We start from the raw sequence: 21,313 nt of genomic DNA, 5'->3' as shown, positions 1-21,313 counted from the left end.
TAAAAAAAATGTGTATAGATCATAATGTTGACACTGAGTCTTTATTTAAGTTAGCTGATCAAGAAAATCAGCAAGATAAAGAAAAAATTAAAAAATTTATTAAGTATTTTTATAGTTTTGTTTATAAAAGCGACCTAAAAGCCAACGATAAGTTTTTGCTATATATTGTAAACGATGCTTACAATTTTGTTTCTCAAAAAGAGAAAGATGAAAATAAGTTAGTAGTAAGTAATATAGATGATATACCAGGAATAGAAGGCGATTTTACCACGATTAAGATAACAAACGATGATATGCCATTTTTGGTTGACTCCGTTATTGCAACTATTAAGTCGCACGATTTAACCATATGCTATTACAGCAACAGCATAATTAACATTAAAAGAAAAGATGGCCTAATAGACGAGATTTACCCTTTGGAAGAAAGCAATGGAATCAAAGAGTCAGTTATATATCTAATTATCAAAGGTATAAGTGACAGTTTTGTTGATACATTAAAAGAATCTCTACAAAAAACGCTGAAAGCAGTTAATTGCGTTGTGAAAGATTGGCACTTAATGCTTAAGAAACTTGATGAGGCAAGTCTTTCTGTAATCCCAGTACTTGATACTGGGATCCAGGAAAAGGACACGTGGATTCCAGTGTCACGCACTGGAATGACACCAGACCGAAATCAAGAGCAAAAAGATTTTCTAGTTTGGTTAAAGAATAATAATTTTGTATTTCTAGGTTATCAAGAATATATTGCTGGTAAAGATGAAAAACTCGTCTGTGATGGCAAAAAGGACCTTGGCCTGATGAGAGTAGGTCAAAGTACGTTGATTCCTTCTGCAAACCTTGATTCCCTATACATATTGAGATCAGATCTAATCTCAATAGTCCATCGGCGTACATACATGAATTGTATAGGAGTAAAAGAATTTGATGACCAGGGTAATGTAGTAAAGGAACGGCGTTTTTTCGGGCTATTTACTTCTGTAGCGGAGGTCCAAGATATTCGAACTATTCCAATAATAAAAGATAAAGTTAAAGTTATAGAAAAAAATGCAGGATTTGTAACCGGGGGCCACAACAATAAAGCTTTGATTTCTATTTTGCAAGTGTTCTCTTGTGATGAATTATTCCAATCAAATGAAGACGAATTATTTAAAATTTGCATTTCGATCATGTCTCTTGCGATTAGGCCAAGGGTCAGATTATTTTTAAGAAGAGTCGGGGATTTTATTAGTTGCATAGTGCTGATACCGATGCGTTATGCTAGCGCTAGGCTAATGTTCAAGATACGTGACATATTGAAGGATGAGACAAGTGCAGGAAGTTCAGATATTTATAACAATCACATTATCAATGAATATGATTTGATGAAATTGCATGTAGTGCTAAAGACCAAAAATGCTAGCGTTCTTGATGATGAAGTTTTGCATATCGAAAACAAATTAAGAAACATTACAGAAAAGTGGGAAGATCGTTTTATAGACAATTTATACAATACTTTTAGCACTGTTGAGGATATATTCATCCGTTATTGCAAGGCATTTCCAATAAGCTATCAAGAGAGTTTCGAACCTCATGACGCATATTACGATATGAAAAAATTGGAGATAGTGAGGAAGAAAGGAGTTAGCGAGGTCGATTTAAGACTTACTCGTGATAATCTTAATTATCAATTAAAGGTTTATACTCCAAACAATGGAGGCCTTGAATTATCGAAGATATTAAGGATCACTAAGAATTTGGGAGCTAAAATTCTATCTCATAATGGCTATTACATAGAAATTAACGGTGGAATATGGATACACCATTTTGTGTTGTCAAGAGTCGATGAATTAATAGACAACATTACTCTAAAAGAGCAATTTGAAATAACACTTGCGAAAGTGTTTAGCAAGGAAATTAAAAATGACTATTTCAATAGTTTGATCATTATTGCTGGGCTCAAGTGGAAGGAAGTGCTTCTGATTAGAGCGCTAAGTGCCTATCTAAAGCAGACGTCATTTAACTACAACCCAGAATATATCCAAAAGGTAGTCTCAGAGTATCCAAAAGTAGTAAAGTATTTGATACAACTATTTCATGCAAGATTTGATCCTAACATAGACATTGATAGAGCAGAAACTACAGACATTGTCAGAGAAAAAATTGAGGAACTTCTAAAAGAGATCAGCAATGTTTCACATGATTACGTTTTGCGCTCGATATTTAACTTGATAATGGCTATTTTAAGGACCAGTTATTATCAAGATAATAAACCCTACTTATCCATAAAATTTGACTCAAGTAAAGTGAATGGTTTGCCTGATCCTCGTCCGTATCGTGAATTATATATTTATTCAAACCTTTTTGAGGGAATACATCTAAGAGGAGGGAAATTAGCCCGTGGTGGCTTAAGGTGGTCGGATAGGACGGAAGATTTTCGCACTGAAGTTTTGGGGCTCATGAAAGCTCAGATGACAAAAAATGCGGTTATTGTCCCTGTTGGCGCAAAGGGTGGGTTTGTAATTAAGCAAGTTTATAAAGACAAAGATACTTTAAGAGAGAAAAGTGTTGAGTGCTATAAGAGTTTTATTAGAGGAATGCTTGATATTACTGATAACGTGGTTGATGGTGAAATAATTCCACCAGAGAATGTGATTAGGTATGATGAAGACGATCCATACTTGGTAGTTGCAGCAGATAAAGGCACTGCTTCATTTTCTGATTATGCCAACCAGATAGCCTCTGAATACAATTTTTGGCTTGGCGATGCATTTGCATCTGGTGGATCAGCAGGTTATGATCACAAAAAAATGGGTATTACAGCCAGAGGTGCATGGATTGCAGCACAGAGGCATTTTTGGAAAATGAATAAGGATATTTACCAGGATACAACTGTTATTGGAATTGGAGATATGGCTGGCGATCTATTTGGAAACGGTATGCTGCTTTCAAAAAATATACATTTAATCGGCGCATTTAACCATATGCATATTTTTGTTGACCCAAACCCTGATGCAGAAAAGAGTTTCACAGAGCGTAAACGTCTCTTTGAGTTACCATTTTCAACTTGGATGGATTATAATAAAGATTTGATTTCTAAGGGTGGAGGAGTATTTGAGCGTAGCAGTAAGCAAGTAAACATTTCTCAAGAAATAAAAAAGTGCTTTGATATAACAGAAGATATGCTACCTCCAAGTGATTTGATTAGATATCTGTTGAAAGCAAAAGTGGACTTCATATGGAATGGAGGAATCGGCACGTTTGTTAAGGCAAAGAGTGAAAATCATAGCATGGTCGGTGACAAAGCAAACGATGAGTTAAGAGTGAATGGTAAAGATATTAGAGCTTCTATGTTTATAGAGGGTGGAAATCTTGGTTGTACACAGTTTGGAAGAATAGAATATGCTGAAAAAGGTGGATATATCAATGCAGACTTTGTTGATAATTCAGCCGGAGTGATATGTTCGGACCTTGAAGTTAACATTAAGATTGCATTTGTTTCAGCTATGAAAGCAGGGGGTATTTCTTTAGAAAAAAGGAATGAAATACTGGCAAGTATGGTGGATGAAGTTGCATCCAAAGTGCTTGAGAACCACAACAAAATTGAAACAAAAGCATTACTTCTTGAGTGTTTGCAAGCTAAAGAGAGATTGGAGCAGCACCACAGGTTACTACTCAGTTTAGAAAAATCTGGGCTGTTAAACCGAAGCGTAGAATTTCTTCCAACTGAAGAAGAGATAGCAAGGATGTTAACTGGTGCAAAAGGTTTCAGTTCTCCTCAGCTCTCTGTTCTAATGTCTTATGCTAGAACAGCAATAAAAAATGAAATTATACATTCCGATCTGTCTGAAAAAGATCTTATATCTCATGACTACTTGCTAGGTTATTTTCCTAAAAAGATGGTAACAAAGTTTAAGGATTTCATATTAAAACACCAACTTCGTAGAGAAATTATCTCTACTTGCATTGCAAATGATGTAGTGAATAGAATGGGCTGTATATTCATCAATAATTTGGCTGAGAACACTGGAATTAAGATACAAGAAGCGGTTAACATATATATTGTTGTTAACCACCTGTATGATTTAAACAGCCTGTGGCAGAAAATTGATGAATTGGATGGAAAAATTGATGTTAACTCATACTTACAAATAGTGAGGAACGTGCAGAAATTTATTGGCAGAGTATCATTTTGGCTAGTGAAAAATCTTGGCAAGCTTAGCTTTGTAGAATTGGATGATGTTACAAAATTTAAAGATGCAATTGAAACTTTAGGCCAGAACTTAACTGATGTTTTAGATGAACACCTATTAAAGATCTATAGCCATGGATCAACTTCTTTAGTAGAACTTAATATAAATAAAGATCTAGCAAAAAAAGTTGCTGATCTATGCGTTCTTGCTTATGCACTGGACATTATATCTGTTGCTGAACAGACATCTTTGTCCATTCTTGATGCTGGTAAAATATACTTTGAGTTAAAGTCGCTGTTAAGATTCGATCTGATTAGAACAATTGCCATCAAGATGAAAAGCCGCTCTTCTTATTGGGATCGCAGCTTAGTTAATGATTTATTGGACGATTTAAGCAATTACCATCACAAGCTAGCTGTTAAAGTCATAAAAGCTACTGATAACCCCGAAGATAAGGTTCAAACCTGGGCTTGTGATGATAAGGACTACATAGAACGTTATAATAGTTTTTTAGATGAGATGGTTGCTTCTAAACTTGATTTAAGCAAATTAATATTTATAATCAGAAGGATTAAAGTACTTGCTTCATAGGAAAATGTTCAATATAGGTCTTTCAGAAATTTTAGTTGTAGCTTTAGTGAGCATAATTGTTCTTGATAAAAATAAGGTACCTGTATTTATTGATTTTATTAAGACTATATATAGGTATTTTACAATTGTAAGGTTAAAAGCCAGAAGGTTATTGAAGGATGCCGGAATTGAAGACTTATATAAAGAGTGTAATACTGAGAAAGTAAATTACATAGTTGGTAAAAATGGTAAGCTTTATCCTACTTACGATATAGATAATACATCTAAAGATAATGACAGCGAAGATTCTGGTAGTAGATGATGTACTATCTAATGTCAAGCTTTTAGAAGCTCGACTAAAAGCAGAGTACTATACGGTTATCGTAGCTCATGATGGTGAAGAAGCTATAGATTTAGTAGCAAAGCAGCAGCCTGATATTATATTACTTGATATCATGATGCCAAAGATGAATGGCTTTGAAGTTTGTAAGGAGCTAAAGAGTGATCCCTTGACAACCCATATTCCAATAATTATGGTAACTGCGCTGCATGATACTCATGATAGAGTGCAAGGTATTAATGCTGGCGCGGATGATTTTCTGACTAAACCAATAAACGAAACTGCTTTATCTGCACGAATTAAGTCTCTCACACGCTTAAAGATGATTATCGATGAATTGCGTTTGAGAGGAGAAACTAACGCTGAGATTGGTGGAGTCGCAGGAAACAGTATTATGGATTATTCCAATCAGATTTTTGATGCTAACATACTTGTTATAGATGAGGATGTTCATCAAGCAGAGCAGATATATAATATATTAAAGCAACGCTTTAGGTCAATTAAAATACTGAGTGATCCAATGGAAGCATTGAAGGTTGGTATTGAGAATGGTTACGACCTGATCATTTCTGATATGCAATTTTCAAAAACTGACGGCTTGCGTTTGTGTTCTGAGTTTCGTAGTAAGGTGGAAACACGTTATACACCAATTCTGATTCTTTCTGAGGATTATGATAAAAACAATTTAGTAAAAGCACTTGATGTAGGTGCTAATGATTATTTAACAGTACCTTTGGATGAGGGTGAGCTAATAGCAAGGGTTAATTCGCAAGTAAAACGCAAAAGATATCAAGATGCCTTGAGAATGAATTTATTTAATAATGCGGAAATGTCTATAAAGGACCCATTAACTAACTGTTATAATAGAAGATATTTTGATGCACACTTAAGAAACATTGTTAAGGACTCTGTGGAAAAGGATAGAAGGTTGTCTCTTATGATACTTGATATAGACTATTTTAAGATAGTGAATGACAGTTTTGGGCATAGTGCTGGAGATGAACTTTTAAAGCAAATACAGAAAAGAATTTCTGAAAATATCAGAGTGACAGATTTACTAGCTAGGTTTGGTGGTGAGGAGTTTGTTGTTGTAATGCCAGATACCAATGTATCAGATGCGTATACTATTGCGGAGAGAATACGAAAAATTATTGCTAAAGAACCTTTTGTACTTGCGGATAAAAATACAACCCATAATGTAACTGTGAGCATTGGAATTGCAGAAATGCAAGGATCTGACTTTGATGATATTAAAAAATTTATAGTACGTGCCGACAAATATTTATATAAAGCAAAAAACAGTGGTAGAAATAGAGTGGTTACTGGCTATAGCTAAAGTGGCTTAAGTTTACCGACAACCGTCATTCCGCTACTCGTTAGCGGAATCTATGCTGAGATACCGCGCACAACTGTACGAACGTTGTAGTTTGGGAGCAATTCCCACCAGTGGGATGTCATCCCAGTGCCCAGACACTGGGATCCAGCTTCTATGCAACTTAATTAAAAACGTTTGTTTTAGCGTAAGACAACTACCTTTAGCTCATCAGCTCAGTTATAAGCAAAATTTCTGGATTCCAGTGTCAAGCACTGGAATGACACCATTTGCTGTGCAATTTACCTTCAAAAATGAATGTTTGTACAGCTATGGAATGAATCGCGGTATGACGTGTTGCTTGGGTTAGCTATAGATTTCTGAAATGATTTCAAAAAAATGATAACTAAGATTAAAGCGACAACATGAGGTTTCTCAGCTCTGGAAATTTCACGTTTAACTGCAAAAATAGATACTTATTTAAAAAATATCCTGTGACTTTCAGTCCTAACTGAAATTCTTGGAATGAGTAGCTGTTTTGTAGGGTATTATTGTATACATCATGCAACATTTGTGGAAAAGGTAGGAGTTTATCTGCATAATAATCTCCTACTTTTTTTGACACTGCTCTACCAGTTTTTGGAGAAATAAATTGCAGATTTTCCTTAACACCTGTTACAGCGCATTTGGATAAGTCTAACTTGAATCCCAATTGCGTAAGAAGCAGAAGCTCTAAGTTAAGATAATGGCTTTGCCAAGACTGATTGTTGTGTTTAATTACATCGATGAAATATCGAAAATTGTCATACAGCATGGCACAGGGTTCACTTTCTGGAAGCACTTTTTCTAAAATAGAGGAGAAAGAAACAATAGTAATGCTTTTTAACCTATCTTGAAAGAAATGATGGAATGGAGATTCGATTAATTCGCACTTAAAAAAACCTAGATTTTCAGGTAACTTAGCACTCCATTCTGCATGTAATAGATTACTTATCTGAAACTTATAATTGCTATTGTTTGTTAGCTTAGTTAATCCCCTGCGCTTTCCATGATTTTTTGTAAACAGAGAAAGAATTAAGTTTTTATCGCCGTATTTTTTAGCAGCTATAATGATGCCTTCATCTTTCCATCTCATTTAGAGTGTATTGACCGTATGATATATAGGATAGTGCACCTAGAGCGTGTAATCCATAAAAATCACTTACTCCGTTACTGTTTGCTTCCAAAGTTTCAAGGCTATGAGAGAGTAAGTTATTGGCTGCCACTCTTCTTCCTGAGCCTGATGCATTTCATACTGAGCTTTTGGTTTGCTAAATAATTGTTTGAATGATTTTAGTAACATTACTTTTCCTCGTCTGAAATTTTGGATAATTCAGCTTCTAATTCTTCTATCGTCGGTAAAGCTGTTTTTATGTTCTCTGGTAGATTTTCAGTTATTCGATATTCTGCTAGCCCTATTGGCTTGTTCATGTCTCGGAGTGTATATTTAGCAAGTACATCGTCTTTAGATTTACATAAGATTAACCCTATAGAAGGTTGATCTGTCGAGTGCTTCAGTAAATCATCAACTGCAGAAAGATAAAAATTCATTTTACCAGCATATTCCGGCTTAAAATCCTTATCTTTTAGTTCAATCACTACGAAGCAACGTAACTTTAAATGATAGAATAATAAATCAATATAAAAGTCTTTATTACCAACATCTAAATGAAATTGTCTACCAACAAATGCAAATCCTTCACCGAGTTCTAACAGAAATTTTTCCATATGCCCTACGAGTCCTTTTTCTACTTCTCTCTCATGAGCATCCTTACCTATACTTAAAAAATCAAAAATATACGGATCTTTTAATGTGTAATGTGCTAGATCGGATTGTGGAGATGGTAATTTTTCTTTAAAATTAGTTATTGCTTTTCCTTGACGTTTATGTAGTCCAAGTTCTATCTGCATTACCATAATGTTACGTATGTTCAATAGCTTTTTTTACATAAAATAATCTTATTTCATGACTTTCTATTTTTTCCAAAAGAGTGATATTGTGATACCAAGTTAATTGTGCAAGAGGCTCCTGCACAAATTCAACATCAGGATATTCTTCGGCAAACTTACGCATATACTTCAGATTTCTCGTGCTAAAGCCTTTCATTTCTGGAAATGTACTTCTCAAATCCTTACTTAATTGATCAATTACCTTAGCTCCCCAGATTTTGGCGTTTTAGGATCTCTGTACCAATATGGTGGTAAAGCAAAATAAGCTTACTATTTACTGCAAGTGCTGCTTTATAACGGTTTGTTGCAATATGATCCTTCAATTGCTCTAAAAATTCTGTATATTCTTTTGCTATAATTTTTGTCATACGGTTCCTTTTAATCCATTATACAATTCCTTTGTCTGTCGAGAAGACAATCTTTCGCTTGCCTTCAGCTTTGAAGGGATTCCTTATTGACTTCAAACTCGTCCATCAACTAAAATATATTGACTTTACGTGCAATATTAGCTTTAAACCAGTAAAACAAGCTGCTTAACATATGCGTTTTTTCTATTCGAATTATATTCTTTTTTTGTCTTTATGTTGTTTTTTGCTTTTTTCGTTATCTTCAACAAAAGCCCAAACGAATGATACGTTAGCTGTTCCTATACCACAAAGGAAAAAAGAAATAGTTGAGCACACTGTTGTAGCACAACCGAGGCAAATTATCGAAATGCAAGAAGAAGTCATTATTAACGAGGGTAAAGAATTCATTCCAATTCCAAAAAGAAAAAAAAGTGTAGAGAAAAAACTAAGAAGGGATGTTAGAGGGGCAAAAAATGAAATAGGAAACGAAAAAAGCGTTGAGAGCAAAAAGGATGAATTAGTTGTAACAGAAATTATTAACTCTATAAGAGACAAGCTCACAAAATGCTGGAGCATTCCTGAAAGCATAGCTTACAAAGAAAATTTTAATATAAAAATTAACTTATTGTTATCCAGTCAAGGCGAGATAATTATGGCGGATGTAGCAGACAGTGATTCCTATCGAAATAATCCACTTTTCAGGTCGATAGCAGATAATGCAATGCGTGCAGTATATAAATGTAGCCCATTGACCGGCTTGCCTACTCAGCACCACCACATTTGGCGTGAAGTAACACTAGATTTTATTCTATAGCTAAAGTAATTCTATAATTTAATAAGCCCACTGTATCCGTTCAGGATAGCAGCAAGGTAGTATAACCATAGAGTAAAAGTGAGTTTACAACAAATGGTGTCATCCCAGTGCTTGACACTGGGATGGCTTTGTTGCATAGCAACTGAAAAAATCTGGTGGCTACTGACAAAATTCATTATAAAATAGTCATTTAACCTTGAAAGAAAAAATATGCCACAAAAAATGAGGGTCAGTAACCATAGCGAATATAACAAATTTCTAGAAAAAAGAGGAAATATTTTTCATTATATCAACGAAGCCATAGAAAAGTGGTACGAGAATGGTCCAAAAATACCAGGTGGCAACAATATTTATAGCGATAAAGTTGTAATTTTGGTGCACATAATAACTTGTTTATTTAGAATAGGCCTGAGGCAAACAGTTGGGTTTATAGCAGGATACCTTGAGCAAATTGGGAAAAATTTGCAAGTTATCAGCTATTCACAATCATCAAGAAGGTTTAAGAAACTCAATATTAAGATCAATGATTGCAGAAAATAATATGGAAGATATCGAAATTGCTATAGACAGTACAGGAATTAGTATATACAACAACACTCCTGGTCATAGCAAAGAAAATAGCGAAGATAGAAAGTATCGCAGCTATGAACAGACAAGAAAATTGCATGTAATGTTGAATACAAACAGCAAAAAAGCCATAGCTGTAAAATACAGTAACGGCTGATCACTATGGAGCTTGTGATTTGCTAAAAGAAGTCGATTTTCAGTATGTCATAAAAGTACTATATGCAGATAGGGCATATGACAGAGAAAAGCTCTATAAGCTGTGTAATCAATATGGTATAAAAACGAAAATTCCTCCGAAAAACAACGCAGCAGAGCATCCAAAGTTAGACTATATGGCTGAGAGAAATTCTGCAGTCAAGCTCATAAAGTCATATGATGAAGATGGTATAAAGAAGTGGAAAAAAGAGATGAGTTATGGAAAAAGATCTTATATAGAAAGTTTTTTCTCGCGACTGAAACAAACATTCGGGTTTAGTTTTAGGAATAAATCTGAGACAAATAGAGAGAAGGAACTACTTGTTAAATGCTATTTGCTCAATAAGTTCACTGATATTGGTATGGCTAAATTTGAGATAGCTTCATAAATTTATTGTGCGTTACCTACTATCCGAAGAGCGATGCAACAAAGCCCACTGGGATCCAGTTTTCTTTACAAATTCACCAAAAGTGCTTCATTCTATAACGCAAAACCCATACTTACCAAACCCAATGCATTACTTGCAATTAAGTTTCCTGGATCCAAGTAGTCTGGGCACTGCCGTCATAAAGGAACTAGTGTCAGCTACTTTCATGACACCCTTCTGGTAGGCCCAAATCGCAATGTTCGTACAGTTATGGAATGAACCGCGGTATGACGTAGGAAGATCTGAGCAAACTTTCAATCAGAAACAGCCAAAGATCTCTCTAAGATGTCAGTTTCTTTTGTATCTTCAACTTTACCGTCCTGGTCGAATGAAATTTGCAGAGACTTACTACTATACTTCCTTTTTCCTAAAAAATTGGCTTGTTTAATTTTATATGAGACATAGTACCAAACATTGTCATCGAACTTTGATACTAATGTTGGTGATCCTAAAGTGTGAACCACTTTTTCTTTATCGTCACCTACTTTTATCTTGCTCCACAATTCAACACTAATGCCAGGAGCTCCGTGATTGTGAATAGTGTGAGTGCAGCTCACTGTAAATAATAAAATAAAAGATATTAATACTCGCATTTCTGTTGATAAATTACTTGAAGCTATAATACACAATAAATTATCTGCCGTCAAATTTCAAAAAAGTTAAATTGACTGATTCTCAATATCACTTAATATAATATTTACTTTAGAAAATAATAGGTGTCTTATGTCATTGTTAGAAGCAGATCCAATATACAAACCTTTTAATTACCCTTGGGCGTATGATGCGTGGCTGCAGCAACAAAGAATCCATTGGATACCTGAAGAAGTTCCGCTCGCTGATGACGTGAAGGATTGGAAAACTAAACTTTCAAGTGTAGAAAAAAATCTACTAACCCAGATCTTTAGATTTTTTACTCAGGCAGACATTGAAGTAAATAACTGCTACATGAGGCATTATTCAAATATATTTAAGCCAACAGAAATATGCATGATGCTTGCAAGCTTTTCCAATATGGAAACCATACACATTGCAGCTTATTCTTATCTTTTAGACACAATTGGCATGCCAGAAAGTGAGTATCAAGCATTTTTAAAGTATGATGCTATGAGAAAGAAATATGAATATATGTTGGAATTCGAGGAAAGCAAAAAACACGATAAAAAACATGTAGCTAAAACTCTAGCAGTGTTTGGTGCATTCACTGAAGGGTTGCAGTTATTTGCATCATTTGCAATTTTGCTCAATTTCCAACGTTTTGGAAAAATGAAAGGAATGGGGCAGATAATCGCCTGGTCAGCCCGTGATGAAACTTTGCACACCAATTCAATTATCATGTTATTTAATACATTTATTAAAGAGAATAATGAAATTTGGGACAACGAGTTTAAAGAGGAATTATATTCTGCATGTCGCACCATCGTTGAACTTGAGGACGAATTCATAAAGCTTGCCTTTGATTTAGGAGATGTTGAAGGACTATCCGCAGAAGAAGTGCGCAATTACATACGCTACGTAGCAAACAGACGGTTAATGCAATTAGGTCTTGAGTCCATATATGATGTCAATGATAATCCTATTCCGTGGCTTGATGAAATACTAAATGGCGTTGAACATACGAATTTCTTTGAAAATAGAGTAACAGAGTATAGCCGCGCAGCAACTCAAGGCACGTGGGAAGAAGCTTTTACTGAAAATGACACGAATAATAAGTGAATGCTAATTTCACTCTTTTTTGTCATTCCACTTTCATTACACCATTTGCTGTGCAGTTTAGACAGTTTTGCTTTACTTAACAACTAACTTACCATATATATGTCCATAGGACATTGGTATATAAGAACGTGCTACAACTATTAATCTTACTCACGGTCATCACTTCAGCTGCATTCTTTGGTCATTTAGTTCCAATGGAAATAAAAACCTTCTTGTACTCAGTGAGCCTGAGTATAAAAGAGGTTTTGCTATTTATAATGCCTTTTGTTATTTTTGCGTTAATCTTTAGCAGTGTTAACAATCTTAAGCAGTCAGCTATAAAGTTCATATTGTTACTTATTATAATGATCTTCTTGTCAAATCTGGCTTCAAGTTTAATAGCTTATTCTGTTGGGCATTTTATCATACAAAACACTCATTCAATACAAGATATAACGTATGAAGAAACAATTGTTCCCTTATGGTCGTTTAGGCTGCCTGCATTGCTTTCTAATTTTTATGCCCTTGCCTGTGGATTTGTGTCCAGCATAGTAGTGTCCACACTGCTACCCAAGAAAAGCAAAGAGCTTTCGAACAAAATGTTAGATTTAACTCTCTTTATTTTGAAGACGTTTTTGACGCCGATTATTCCAATATTTGTACTTGGGCTTGCTTTAAAAATGCAGCATGATCAAGTTTTATCTATAATATTTAAGGATTACTCAATAATTTTCATTATTATAGCATCTGCAACCTACCTTTATGTTTTCCTCTTATATGGAGCAGGAAATTCATTCAAGATCACAAGCTGGATAGCTAGTATAGGCAATATGATACCGGCATTTATTACTGCAATGAGCACAATGTCTAGTAATGCAACTATGCCACTTACTCTTGAAGGAAGCAAAAAAAATGTAAAGCAACCTGACATAGCATCGTCTGTTGTACCAATAACTGCTAGCTTTCATTTAGTAGGTGATTGCTTTTTTATTATAATATTATCAATGATAATTGCCTCCGGTTATTCATTGTGCACAACAGACTATGTAACTTTCCTTCTCTATTTTTTGTTATTTAAGTTTGCTATCGTGGCAGTTCCGGCAGGAGGAATTATGGTAATGCTACCTATTCTTGAGAAATACCTCAAATTTTCTCCAGAAATGCTTTCGTTAATCACAGCACTGTATATAGTGTTTGATCCAATAATCACTTCAGCAAACGTTATGGGTAATGGTGCCTTTGCTATAATGTTTACAAAACTCTATGATAAGCTTAAGTAATGTCTATTTTAGCGATTGATACTGTAGGTATTGGTAGTTCAATAGCAATAGTTGATTATGATGGTAACTGTTTTGTAGAGCACAATTCCGCCAGCAACAATCATGCAGAATCATTTTTTCAAATTCTGAATACTTTGTTTGATAAGCACAACTATAATTATGATAAAATAGATCATTTAGTGGTAGTAGTTGGACCAGGAAGTTTCACTGGAATTAGAGTTGGTATATCAGCTGCACAAGGTATAAATCTTGCTACAAATAAGCCATTATACGGAGTTAGTGCGCTGGAAGTTCAAGCCTACGCAATATCTTTGCTTTGTACGAATAACAAAAAAAATATCAGAGCTATAGTCAAAAATGCTCAAGGGTTTTATACGCAGTTATTTGATTTCAATTTATTGCCACTATCTGCACCTGGATCCCAGTGTCACGCTACAAGCAGTACACATATGGATTGCAATTTAAATGCTAGCCATGCAGGGCTATTAGTCCGTTATAGATTAGAGAACAAGCAAAAATTAAATGAAGTTGAAGCTCTATATTTAAATGAGCCTCAGTATATGAAATCATTATAGACTATTCTTTCGCGTATATGCAATGTTACTAAGCTTGTGCATCTGGTTTACTATCTCTTGAGCTACTTCTTTTATACTCATATCTGAATTTTCTATCTCTATGGCACTTGGTGGTATAAATAAATCGTCAGTCCTAAATTTCTCTACAATGCTATTTAGATTAATCACCTTCCTATTTTTTCTTTGCCTTTTTAATGCAATACGCTTTTGTAATGTCGGTAGATCACACCTAAGTACCACAGGAAGGATTTCTGTGTTCATTTTTTTACTAAGCCTTACTATTGAATCATACATCCTCATGTTCTGGTCATTATTTTCCATCAACTCATCAATAAATATGTAATTTTTTGAGTGAATCGGATAATTTTCTATTACCTGAAGCATAATTTGCATAATGCCATATATTCTATCTTGAACTTCTTTAGGTATTTGATCACGTTCAAAGACACCATCGTATATAGAGCAAGCTTGAACATTGTTATAGAACTTACTATTTACAATTAATGCGTTTATCATATTAGATAATTCTATTGCTGTGGAAAGTTTACCACTTCCCGAAAGACCAGAGAGATATATGAAAAATCCTGCTGGCTGTTTTTTTGTGTTAATATTTACCATATTATTTTCAATCTTGAAACTTACATTTATAATAACATAAAAATGAAGCTTTAAAACATATGAAACATTATATAGAAAATTATTTTTGTAGTTAAGATATTATGTAATTTAAAAACATAAATTCTGTATATAAACTCTATAATAACGATAACTATTTTTAAGCAAGCTACAACACAAAAGTGTTTGGTATTCAGAAAGCAAGACAGAGTGGCATAGACTTATTAGTTTACTACAAGTCTCTTTTCGCGTATAAACCTTCAGAAGATTCTAACAGAGGATTGTGTTGTTAACAAAGAGCAGAGTAAAAAGGGATCTAGTCTATGCCTATCAGATTTTGTCCTACCTTAAGTTCGATGATCATACATATACTCACCTTTCAGTGCGTTCTGAAGATCAAAAGTCGTTTTATATTTATCCGTTTGGTATGCGTTTTGATGAAGTAGATGAACGTTCGTTAATGAAAGTATCATTTGATGGAGATGTAATTGAAGGCAAAGAATATCAATATAATAGAACTGGCTATATAATTCATGGTTTTGTTTATCAAGCAAGGAAAGATATTCAAGCAATTTTTCACTTGCATACACCTTCTATTGTAGCGGTTTCTTCTCTCAAAGATGGGCTGCTTCCTATAAGTCAATGGGCACTGCACTTTTACAATAAAATCTCTTACCATAATTATAATTCCCTAGCACTTAGCGATACAGAAGGAAAGAGGTTAATAGCTGATCTGAAAGAAAATTTTGTCATGTTAATGCGTAATCATGGATCTATAACGTGTGGTCGGACTATACAAGAAGCAATGTTTTACTCGTATCATTTAGAACAAGCGTGCAAAACTCAATGTTTAACGTTAGCAATGAATAAGGAGTTATCAATTCCAAGTGAAGAAATTTGCTCAAAAGCTGTAAAGGATCTCCTATCTTTTGAAAGCAATCTTGGTGAGAGGGATTGGCACGCATGGGTTAGACTAATTAAAAGTAAGTTGTAAGAGACTTTCGCACTACTATCTGTCATCCAAGTAGTGACCTTACCCAGAAAAAGTAGAGAGAAAGTTAAGACGTTTTTGGAGTAAAATAAAACGTTTTTTCAAAATATGACAAATAGAAGAGAATATACAGCAGAATTCAAATTAGAAGCTGTTAAGCTGGTTAAAGAAACAGGTCAAGCAAGTACAAAAATAGCAAAAGATCTAGGTATAGATGGCAGTATGTTAAGTAAGAAAATATGATGGAAAAATGTCTGGAGCATACGCATTTCCAGGCAAAGGCTCCTTATGACAAAGAAAGATTTAATCTAAAAAAAGAACTAACAAGAGAAAGAGACATCTTAAAAAAAGCCCTGGGCAAAGAAAAAGAGTAAAGTATTCTTTTATATAGAAATTGCTATAAAACACAGGAACTATGTAGGGTTTTGTACTGGTGGTATTGGTTGCTAAGGAAAAAAGCAGTAAAGAATTAGCAAAAGAAGGGCTTCTAGCAGATATTCAAAAAATACATCAAGCTTCTAAATGCAGATATGGAGCCCCTAAAATTCACGCTGAATTAAAAGCTTTAGGCAAAAATTAAAACAGTACAAAGTGTTATGCAAGAAAATGGCATTAAAGCCAAGCTTAGACGAAGGTTCAAAAATAAAAAACAGCAAATAAGCAACCGAGTTGTGGCTCCGAACACATTGGATCAAAATTTTACTACTGATCAGCCAAATAAAGTTTGGGATTACCTACATAAAAACTAAAGAAGGTTGTTGGCGGCAATAATTGACCTATATTCACGCATGGTGGTTAATGAGTAACATGATAATTAGTTATAGATTCTTTATTGATGGCCGTTGATAAACGCAAGCCCGATAAAAATCTGCTGTTACATAGCGATCAAGGGTCACAGTATACCTCTCAAAATTACCAATTTCTATTGAATACAAAAAACATCATTTCCAGCATGAGCCATAAGGGCTGTTGTTACGATAACTCTGTTGCAGAAAAGTTCACTTAAAAGGGAGCTGCTTATTGATACTTCTCGCTCAACAAACCAGAACTGCCATATTTGAATACATAGAAATCTTTTGTAACAAATAACGTAGACATTCTACTATTAACTATTGCATTCCTGCACAATTTATTCTCATGATAAAAACGTCTTAACTTTCTCTCTACTTTTTCTGGGTAAGGTCAATTTGGGTCTGCACCATTTTTGAGTAATAGTTTTACTTCTTGTGCATTACCATCTTCTACAGCTAGGAATAATTGTTCTTCCTGTGTTTTTACGCGTGTTTCCACATTAGATATAAAAAATAACAATACTAAACATGCAATACCAATAATGCTAATATATTTTATAACTTTTCTCATAAGATATTTTACAATGCTTCTAATAATATTAGATATCATCTATAAAATTAAAAAATCCATGAAAGGGGATGAAAATATGTAAAAAAGTATTATTGATTAATTAAAAACAGATTTTGATTTGATAATACTAATAAAATCGATTTATCTTAAATTTACGTTGATTTTTACCTGTTATTTTTTGTAGTTTATCCAACGTAAATTCCAGGTAAAACAAAGTCGTTATCTCCAACCGTTACAACCAACTCTCCTTCTTTAATTTTTATTTGATTAGGTGTATGGTCCCATACCATCACACTCTGGGATCATACACCTAAAGTACTCCGACACTGGGATGACACCCCGGGGTTTCTGGGATGACAAAAAAGAGCCCCCTGAGCAAAAATCTTATAGCCACTTGAATGATAATTGACTTTTTGCCTAAAATAACTAAGAAAGAAACTTCTCATCAAGATAACTTAAATATATACTAATTCTCTTATTTTTAAACGATTTCTCATCATGAATTGCACGATCAAAAACCTGAATTTGACTTGTTATAATGCTACAATTATTATTTGCAACTTCTAATACGCCACTATCAATTACAACCTTCTTTTCTGTTTGGTTACTCATTTTAACAGTAATCATACCAGGCAATAAATAAATTAAGTAAGGAGCATGGTGAGCTAAAATCATAAGCTCCCCTTCGAGCCCAGTTACTGAAAGAGAAACCACTCCACTGAATGAAATTTGATCATCAGGAGAGAAAAATTGCACTTTAAAAGTATTCATAATCTTTAACTTTTATTTAGCTTCAGCTTGTATTAATTCAGCCTTTTTTATTGCTTCATCTATATTCCCCACCATATAAAAAGCAGCCTCTGGTAAGTGATCATATTTGCCTTCAACAATCCCTTTAAAACTGGAAACAGTATCAGAAAGTGAAACAAATTTACCAGGCATGCCAGTAAATATTTCTGCAACGTGAAAAGGTTGAGAAAGAAATTTCTGAATCTTACGAGCCCTATCAACAATAATTTTATCTTCATCAGATAGCTCATCCATACCAAGTATTGCGATAATATCTTGCAGTGATTTATAAGTTTGCAATATACGTTTCACCTCAGAAGCTACATTATAATGTTCTTCACCAATGATTTCAGCAGATAAAGACTGAGAAGTTGAATCAAGTGGATCAACAGCAGGGTATATTCCCATTTCAGCTATTTGCCTTGACAACACTGTGGTTGCATCAAGGTGAGAGAATGTAGTTGCTGGGGCTGGATCAGTCAAATCGTCCGCAGGAACATATATAGCTTGCACAGAAGTAATAGAGCCAGAAGTTGTTGAAGCTATTCTTTCTTGCATTGCACCCATATCAGTTGCAAGGGTTGGCTGATAACCAACAGCTGACGGTATTCTTCCAAGTAAAGCAGAAATTTCAGAACCAGCTTGTGTAAATCTAAAGATATTATCCACAAAAAATAGAACATCTTGGTTTTCACGGTCACGAAAATACTCTGCCATAGTAAGTGCTGTTAAAGCAACTCTAGCCCTTGCTCCAGGAGGCTCATTCATCTGACCATAAACCAAAACAGCTTGAGATTTTTCATGCTCATTTATATTTATTACATTTGAAGTGATCATCTCGTGATAAAGATCGTTACCTTCACGCGTTCTCTCCCCTACCCCGGCAAACACAGAAAATCCTTTATGAGCTTTTGCTATATTATTAATTAATTCCATTATTAGGACTGTTTTACCAACACCGGCTCCACCAAATAAGCCAATTTTTCCTCCTTTAAGATAAGGTGCAAGAAGATCTATAACTTTTATTCCCGTAACTAAAACTTCTTCCTGTATTCTCTGTTCAGTAAAACTTGGAGGTGCTCTGTGTATAGGCTCTAAGTTATACTTTCCCTTCAGTGGACCACACTCATCTATAAGCTCTCCAACAACATTAAAAATCCTTCCTAAAGTTGAACGCCCAATTGGCACCGATATTGGTGCACCTGTATCAACAAATTCATCCCCCCTTGACATGCCATCTGTGCTATCCATAGCAATACAACGAACTATATTGTCACCTATATGCTGCGAAACTTCTAAAACCAGCTCCTTATCCTTATATTTTAGTTTGCTTTTTAAAGCATTAAATATTTTAGGCAATTCACCTTCAAATTTTATATCAACAACTGCTTGAGTTACCTTAATCGCTCTACCTATATTCATCTCTTTATTTTTATCACCTAACACTATAATTCCATAAAAGAACTTCTAAAGAAAATAAATTTTATATTATTAATAGAAATTTTGCAACATTAAAACGCTTACTAGTTACGCTTCATTACAAACAATGCAAATGCATTTAATAGCCAAGTAATAATAAACAATACTAAACTAAGCGCATAAGCAGCAAGAGTTTGTACACTATTGAAATCCTGATCTCCGGTAAGTAATGTAGCGATCTGCACGGTAATGGTAGTAACTGAATTAAGAGGGTTAAAAGTCAAATTTGCGTTGATTCCCACAGCCATTAGCACAATCATTGTTTCACCTATCACTCTTGAAATTGACAATAAAATTGCACTTAAAATTGTAGGCATTGCATAAGGTATTGTTATATGCCATATAGTTTCCGCTGGAGTTGCACCAAGTGCCATGAAGCCATAACGCAAGCTTTTTGGAACAGATCTTATGGCATCTTCGAGTAAAGAAATAATAAAAGGAAGAATCATTATCCCAATCGATAAACCGGCAACTAAGGCACTTTCTGAGTGTATACTTAAACCAAAAAAATTTGCTACCTGCTTTATAAAGAAAGACAAAAACACAACCGCGAAATATCCATATACAACCGTAGGAATAGCAGACAAAACTTGCAAAGTTGTATTAACAATATAACGCACTTTCTCACTCGCATATTCACTAATATATATTGCAGAAAATAAACCAAGCGGAACGACAACTAACATTGCTATAATAGTTATAAGTAATGTACCAACTAAAAGCGGCGCTATACCAAAACATCCTATCTTCTCTTCATTGATAGTAACTACATTGTGGCCCCATTTCAAGCAAAACAAGAATTCTGAAATAGCTACTTTATTAAAAAAACTAATGGATTGAATAAAAATAGACAGCATTATAAATAAAGTGATAAAAAATGATATGGCCAAAGCCACAAATAACGAAAGTTTTATTATCTTATTTCTTTTATTTTTAAAGATAAAAGCAAGCATGAAAAAAAGTAACGCTATAGAAATAAAAGTTACAAAACAATTATTATAGAATACTAACAACCAAGTTAGCATCCATACACAACTAAGATATAGATAAGATTTAACCTTATTTACTTCTTGAAACCTACTAAAACAAAATAAAAGGATTAGTAAGACAGGTATGACTATCACCGAATTCATTCTTCCATGCATCAAATTTTATTCTACGAAAATGTCATACAAGTTCACCATTATTTGACAATAAAGTAAAACAATTTAAAATAAATAATTATATTAATATAAAAACAATGAAGAGAACATTTCAACCAAAAAATTTGATAAGAAAGCGCAGACACGGATTTCGTTCACGTATGGCAACAAGAGCTGGAAGAAAAATCCTTAATAGGCGCCGTTCATTAGGGTGTAACAAATTATGCGCATAGTAAGTATAAAAAAAAAGATTTTTCTTCTGCTTTCAAAAATAAGTTAGCACTCAACAGTCTTTTTTATCGTGGGCTTTATATATCACTGTACGCTATAAAAGAAAGAGAACCTGAAAAGTACATTCATACTATTAGAGTAGGTCTGGCTATCAGTAAAAAAACCGGAAAAGCAGCAAAAAGAAATAAAATAAAAAGGCAACTACGAATGCTTGCTAAAATTAGCATTTTAAATATAAGTAATATAGGGCACTACTACATAATACTAACTCATAGAAACATTATGCAAGCAAGTTATAAAAACTTACAAAAAGATCTAACTATTTGCTTAAAAAAGATAAAATAAAAAAAATCTCAATTAAGGTATTTACAATTATATTTTTTATGATAATATAGGTAAAATTTTTAAAAATAGTTAATGGGTGTG

The 21,313-nt window shown here is 34.0% G+C and carries 25 protein-coding genes and 2 pseudogenes; 18 read left to right on the top strand and 9 right to left on the bottom strand.

The genetic code is table 11. The features are described from left to right. The first annotated feature begins 8 nt into the window (after positions 1-8). Genes AAGD79_RS02675 through AAGD79_RS02660 form a run of 4 tightly spaced genes read left to right on the top strand, consistent with a single transcriptional unit; the run spans position 9 to position 6,761 of the window. Positions 9-4,760, top strand: coding sequence for an NAD-glutamate dehydrogenase (locus tag AAGD79_RS02675; protein ID WP_341811563.1), 4,752 nt, complete (start codon positions 9-11; stop codon positions 4,758-4,760). Positions 4,761-4,764: 4 nt separating this feature from the next. Continuing rightward, positions 4,765-5,061, top strand: coding sequence for a hypothetical protein (locus AAGD79_RS02670; protein WP_010082258.1), 297 nt, complete (start codon positions 4,765-4,767; stop codon positions 5,059-5,061). After that, positions 5,033-6,415: a PleD family two-component system response regulator gene (locus tag AAGD79_RS02665; RefSeq protein WP_264339171.1), complete on the top strand. Its 1,383-nt coding sequence runs from the start codon at positions 5,033-5,035 to the stop codon at positions 6,413-6,415. Before AAGD79_RS02670 ends, AAGD79_RS02665 begins: the two co-directional genes overlap by 29 nt. Positions 6,416-6,467: 52 nt before the next feature. Next, positions 6,468-6,761 carry a hypothetical protein gene (locus tag AAGD79_RS02660; protein WP_264339170.1) on the top strand — a complete coding sequence of 98 codons (294 nt, stop codon included), beginning with the start codon at positions 6,468-6,470 and terminating at the stop codon, positions 6,759-6,761. Positions 6,762-6,803: 42 nt separating this feature from the next. Here AAGD79_RS02660 and recO read toward each other — a convergent pair whose 3' ends face one another. From recO to AAGD79_RS06975, 3 genes and pseudogenes are all read right to left on the bottom strand, one after another. Beyond that, positions 6,804-7,526, bottom strand: a complete 723-nt coding sequence (gene recO / locus AAGD79_RS02655; protein ID WP_065094880.1) for a DNA repair protein RecO — start codon at positions 7,524-7,526, stop codon at positions 6,804-6,806. Next, complete coding sequence (locus tag AAGD79_RS02650; protein WP_007548499.1) at positions 7,510-7,656, bottom strand: hypothetical protein; 147 nt, start codon at positions 7,654-7,656, stop codon at positions 7,510-7,512. The genes recO and AAGD79_RS02650 overlap by 17 nt, the downstream gene beginning before the upstream one ends. A gap of 76 nt (positions 7,657-7,732) precedes the next feature. Continuing rightward, a pseudogene (locus tag AAGD79_RS06975) lies at positions 7,733-8,748 on the bottom strand (PDDEXK nuclease domain-containing protein). A gap of 172 nt (positions 8,749-8,920) precedes the next feature. Between AAGD79_RS06975 and AAGD79_RS02630 the strand changes: the two are divergent. The 4 genes from AAGD79_RS02630 to AAGD79_RS02615 all read left to right on the top strand — a co-directional run bounded on the left by AAGD79_RS02630 (position 8,921) and on the right by AAGD79_RS02615 (position 10,692). Next, a complete protein-coding gene (locus AAGD79_RS02630) occupies positions 8,921-9,541 on the top strand; it encodes a hypothetical protein (protein WP_022626225.1) in 621 nt (206 codons plus the stop codon). A 210-nt stretch (positions 9,542-9,751) separates the two neighbouring features. Next, positions 9,752-10,081 carry a transposase gene (locus tag AAGD79_RS02625; protein ID WP_007548762.1) on the top strand — a complete coding sequence of 110 codons (330 nt, stop codon included), beginning with the start codon at positions 9,752-9,754 and terminating at the stop codon, positions 10,079-10,081. Beyond that, positions 10,065-10,265 carry a hypothetical protein gene (locus AAGD79_RS02620; protein WP_010082383.1) on the top strand — a complete coding sequence of 67 codons (201 nt, stop codon included), beginning with the start codon at positions 10,065-10,067 and terminating at the stop codon, positions 10,263-10,265. Before AAGD79_RS02625 ends, AAGD79_RS02620 begins: the two co-directional genes overlap by 17 nt. A gap of 19 nt (positions 10,266-10,284) precedes the next feature. Further along, the gene (locus AAGD79_RS02615; protein WP_007548764.1) at positions 10,285-10,692 is read left to right on the top strand and encodes a transposase; all 408 of its coding nucleotides are present in this window, start codon (positions 10,285-10,287) and stop codon (positions 10,690-10,692) included. Between the two features lie 293 nt (positions 10,693-10,985). Here AAGD79_RS02615 and AAGD79_RS02610 read toward each other — a convergent pair whose 3' ends face one another. Further along, entirely contained in the window at positions 10,986-11,324 is a 339-nt protein-coding gene (locus AAGD79_RS02610) for an outer membrane protein assembly factor BamE (RefSeq protein ID WP_006279908.1), read from the bottom strand. Positions 11,325-11,454: 130 nt separating this feature from the next. Between AAGD79_RS02610 and AAGD79_RS02605 the strand changes: the two genes are divergently transcribed. From AAGD79_RS02605 to tsaB, 3 genes are all read left to right on the top strand, one after another. Then, a complete protein-coding gene (locus AAGD79_RS02605) occupies positions 11,455-12,444 on the top strand; it encodes a ribonucleotide-diphosphate reductase subunit beta (protein WP_006280119.1) in 990 nt (329 codons plus the stop codon). A 128-nt stretch (positions 12,445-12,572) separates the two neighbouring features. Continuing rightward, positions 12,573-13,703 carry a cation:dicarboxylate symporter family transporter gene (locus tag AAGD79_RS02600; RefSeq protein ID WP_341811634.1) on the top strand — a complete coding sequence of 377 codons (1,131 nt, stop codon included), beginning with the start codon at positions 12,573-12,575 and terminating at the stop codon, positions 13,701-13,703. Further along, on the top strand, positions 13,703-14,278 hold the full coding sequence (gene tsaB, locus AAGD79_RS02595) for a tRNA (adenosine(37)-N6)-threonylcarbamoyltransferase complex dimerization subunit type 1 TsaB (RefSeq protein ID WP_010962437.1): 576 nt from the start codon (positions 13,703-13,705) through the stop codon (positions 14,276-14,278). Before AAGD79_RS02600 ends, tsaB begins: the two co-directional genes overlap by 1 nt. Here the strand turns inward: tsaB and AAGD79_RS02590 are convergent. Further along, positions 14,273-14,896, bottom strand: a complete 624-nt coding sequence (locus AAGD79_RS02590; protein WP_341811561.1) for a hypothetical protein — start codon at positions 14,894-14,896, stop codon at positions 14,273-14,275. The genes tsaB and AAGD79_RS02590 overlap by 6 nt on opposite strands. A 280-nt stretch (positions 14,897-15,176) precedes the next feature. Here AAGD79_RS02590 and AAGD79_RS02585 point away from each other — a divergent pair, with 280 nt between their 5' ends. The 5 genes from AAGD79_RS02585 (at position 15,177) to AAGD79_RS06970 (ending at position 16,890) form a co-directional block, all read left to right on the top strand. Beyond that, complete coding sequence (locus tag AAGD79_RS02585; RefSeq protein WP_010082280.1) at positions 15,177-15,887, top strand: class II aldolase/adducin family protein; 711 nt, start codon at positions 15,177-15,179, stop codon at positions 15,885-15,887. A 105-nt stretch (positions 15,888-15,992) separates the two neighbouring features. Further along, complete coding sequence (locus AAGD79_RS02580; protein ID WP_007548354.1) at positions 15,993-16,127, top strand: IS3 family transposase; 135 nt, start codon at positions 15,993-15,995, stop codon at positions 16,125-16,127. Next, a complete protein-coding gene (locus tag AAGD79_RS02575) occupies positions 16,127-16,258 on the top strand; it encodes a hypothetical protein (RefSeq protein WP_341811156.1) in 132 nt (43 codons plus the stop codon). The genes AAGD79_RS02580 and AAGD79_RS02575 overlap by 1 nt, the downstream gene beginning before the upstream one ends. A gap of 59 nt (positions 16,259-16,317) precedes the next feature. After that, positions 16,318-16,464: an IS3 family transposase gene (locus AAGD79_RS02570; protein ID WP_007548352.1), complete on the top strand. Its 147-nt coding sequence runs from the start codon at positions 16,318-16,320 to the stop codon at positions 16,462-16,464. Between the two features lie 255 nt (positions 16,465-16,719). Beyond that, on the top strand, positions 16,720-16,890 hold the full coding sequence (locus tag AAGD79_RS06970) for a DDE-type integrase/transposase/recombinase (RefSeq protein ID WP_080717647.1): 171 nt from the start codon (positions 16,720-16,722) through the stop codon (positions 16,888-16,890). Between the two features lie 176 nt (positions 16,891-17,066). Here the strand turns inward: AAGD79_RS06970 and AAGD79_RS02565 are convergent, their stop codons facing one another. The 4 genes from AAGD79_RS02565 to pstC all read right to left on the bottom strand — a co-directional run bounded on the left by AAGD79_RS02565 (position 17,067) and on the right by pstC (position 20,647). Then, positions 17,067-17,285 carry an ankyrin repeat domain-containing protein gene (locus AAGD79_RS02565; protein ID WP_010962434.1) on the bottom strand — a complete coding sequence of 73 codons (219 nt, stop codon included), beginning with the start codon at positions 17,283-17,285 and terminating at the stop codon, positions 17,067-17,069. Positions 17,286-17,672: 387 nt separating this feature from the next. Continuing rightward, on the bottom strand, positions 17,673-18,017 hold the full coding sequence (locus tag AAGD79_RS02560) for a F0F1 ATP synthase subunit epsilon (RefSeq protein WP_006279902.1): 345 nt from the start codon (positions 18,015-18,017) through the stop codon (positions 17,673-17,675). 12 nt (positions 18,018-18,029) lie between these two features. After that, a complete protein-coding gene (atpD, locus tag AAGD79_RS02555; protein WP_010962432.1) occupies positions 18,030-19,457 on the bottom strand; it encodes a F0F1 ATP synthase subunit beta in 1,428 nt (475 codons plus the stop codon). A gap of 101 nt (positions 19,458-19,558) precedes the next feature. Beyond that, positions 19,559-20,647: a phosphate ABC transporter permease subunit PstC gene (gene pstC, locus AAGD79_RS02550; RefSeq protein ID WP_038199744.1), complete on the bottom strand. Its 1,089-nt coding sequence runs from the start codon at positions 20,645-20,647 to the stop codon at positions 19,559-19,561. A gap of 107 nt (positions 20,648-20,754) precedes the next feature. On the opposite strand from pstC, the gene rpmH reads away from it, so the two are divergent. Then, positions 20,755-20,889: a 50S ribosomal protein L34 gene (rpmH, locus tag AAGD79_RS02545; protein WP_006279898.1), complete on the top strand. Its 135-nt coding sequence runs from the start codon at positions 20,755-20,757 to the stop codon at positions 20,887-20,889. A gap of 67 nt (positions 20,890-20,956) precedes the next feature. After that, positions 20,957-21,232 (top strand): annotated as a pseudogene (gene rnpA, locus AAGD79_RS02540) (ribonuclease P protein component); the annotation flags it as partial. Between the last annotated feature and the right edge of the window lie 81 nt (positions 21,233-21,313).

Source organism: Wolbachia endosymbiont (group A) of Oxytorus armatus, from assembly GCF_964027005.1.
In the GTDB taxonomy this organism is placed as follows: domain Bacteria; phylum Pseudomonadota; class Alphaproteobacteria; order Rickettsiales; family Anaplasmataceae; genus Wolbachia; species Wolbachia pipientis.
This window is presented reverse-complemented; position numbering and strand designations above follow the sequence as displayed.

What these genes read in the sequence shown, in the direction of transcription:
- AAGD79_RS02675 (WP_341811563.1), top strand. Translation starts at nt 9, where the DNA reads ATGTGTATAGATCATAATGTTGACACTGAGTCTTTATTTAAGTTAGCT.
- AAGD79_RS02670 (WP_010082258.1), top strand. Translation starts at nt 4,765, where the DNA reads ATGTTCAATATAGGTCTTTCAGAAATTTTAGTTGTAGCTTTAGTGAGC.
- AAGD79_RS02665 (WP_264339171.1), top strand. Translation starts at nt 5,033, where the DNA reads ATGACAGCGAAGATTCTGGTAGTAGATGATGTACTATCTAATGTCAAG.
- AAGD79_RS02660 (WP_264339170.1), top strand. Translation starts at nt 6,468, where the DNA reads ATGCTGAGATACCGCGCACAACTGTACGAACGTTGTAGTTTGGGAGCA.
- recO (WP_065094880.1), bottom strand. Translation starts at nt 7,526, where the DNA reads ATGAGATGGAAAGATGAAGGCATCATTATAGCTGCTAAAAAATACGGC.
- AAGD79_RS02630 (WP_022626225.1), top strand. Translation starts at nt 8,921, where the DNA reads ATGCGTTTTTTCTATTCGAATTATATTCTTTTTTTGTCTTTATGTTGT.
- AAGD79_RS02625 (WP_007548762.1), top strand. Translation starts at nt 9,752, where the DNA reads ATGCCACAAAAAATGAGGGTCAGTAACCATAGCGAATATAACAAATTT.
- AAGD79_RS02620 (WP_010082383.1), top strand. Translation starts at nt 10,065, where the DNA reads ATGATTGCAGAAAATAATATGGAAGATATCGAAATTGCTATAGACAGT.
- AAGD79_RS02610 (WP_006279908.1), bottom strand. Translation starts at nt 11,324, where the DNA reads ATGCGAGTATTAATATCTTTTATTTTATTATTTACAGTGAGCTGCACT.
- AAGD79_RS02605 (WP_006280119.1), top strand. Translation starts at nt 11,455, where the DNA reads ATGTCATTGTTAGAAGCAGATCCAATATACAAACCTTTTAATTACCCT.
- tsaB (WP_010962437.1), top strand. Translation starts at nt 13,703, where the DNA reads ATGTCTATTTTAGCGATTGATACTGTAGGTATTGGTAGTTCAATAGCA.
- AAGD79_RS02590 (WP_341811561.1), bottom strand. Translation starts at nt 14,896, where the DNA reads ATGGTAAATATTAACACAAAAAAACAGCCAGCAGGATTTTTCATATAT.
- AAGD79_RS02580 (WP_007548354.1), top strand. Translation starts at nt 15,993, where the DNA reads ATGACAAATAGAAGAGAATATACAGCAGAATTCAAATTAGAAGCTGTT.
- AAGD79_RS02575 (WP_341811156.1), top strand. Translation starts at nt 16,127, where the DNA reads ATGGAAAAATGTCTGGAGCATACGCATTTCCAGGCAAAGGCTCCTTAT.
- AAGD79_RS06970 (WP_080717647.1), top strand. Translation starts at nt 16,720, where the DNA reads ATGGCCGTTGATAAACGCAAGCCCGATAAAAATCTGCTGTTACATAGC.
- AAGD79_RS02565 (WP_010962434.1), bottom strand. Translation starts at nt 17,285, where the DNA reads ATGATATCTAATATTATTAGAAGCATTGTAAAATATCTTATGAGAAAA.
- AAGD79_RS02560 (WP_006279902.1), bottom strand. Translation starts at nt 18,017, where the DNA reads ATGAATACTTTTAAAGTGCAATTTTTCTCTCCTGATGATCAAATTTCA.
- atpD (WP_010962432.1), bottom strand. Translation starts at nt 19,457, where the DNA reads ATGAATATAGGTAGAGCGATTAAGGTAACTCAAGCAGTTGTTGATATA.
- pstC (WP_038199744.1), bottom strand. Translation starts at nt 20,647, where the DNA reads ATGAATTCGGTGATAGTCATACCTGTCTTACTAATCCTTTTATTTTGT.
- rpmH (WP_006279898.1), top strand. Translation starts at nt 20,755, where the DNA reads ATGAAGAGAACATTTCAACCAAAAAATTTGATAAGAAAGCGCAGACAC.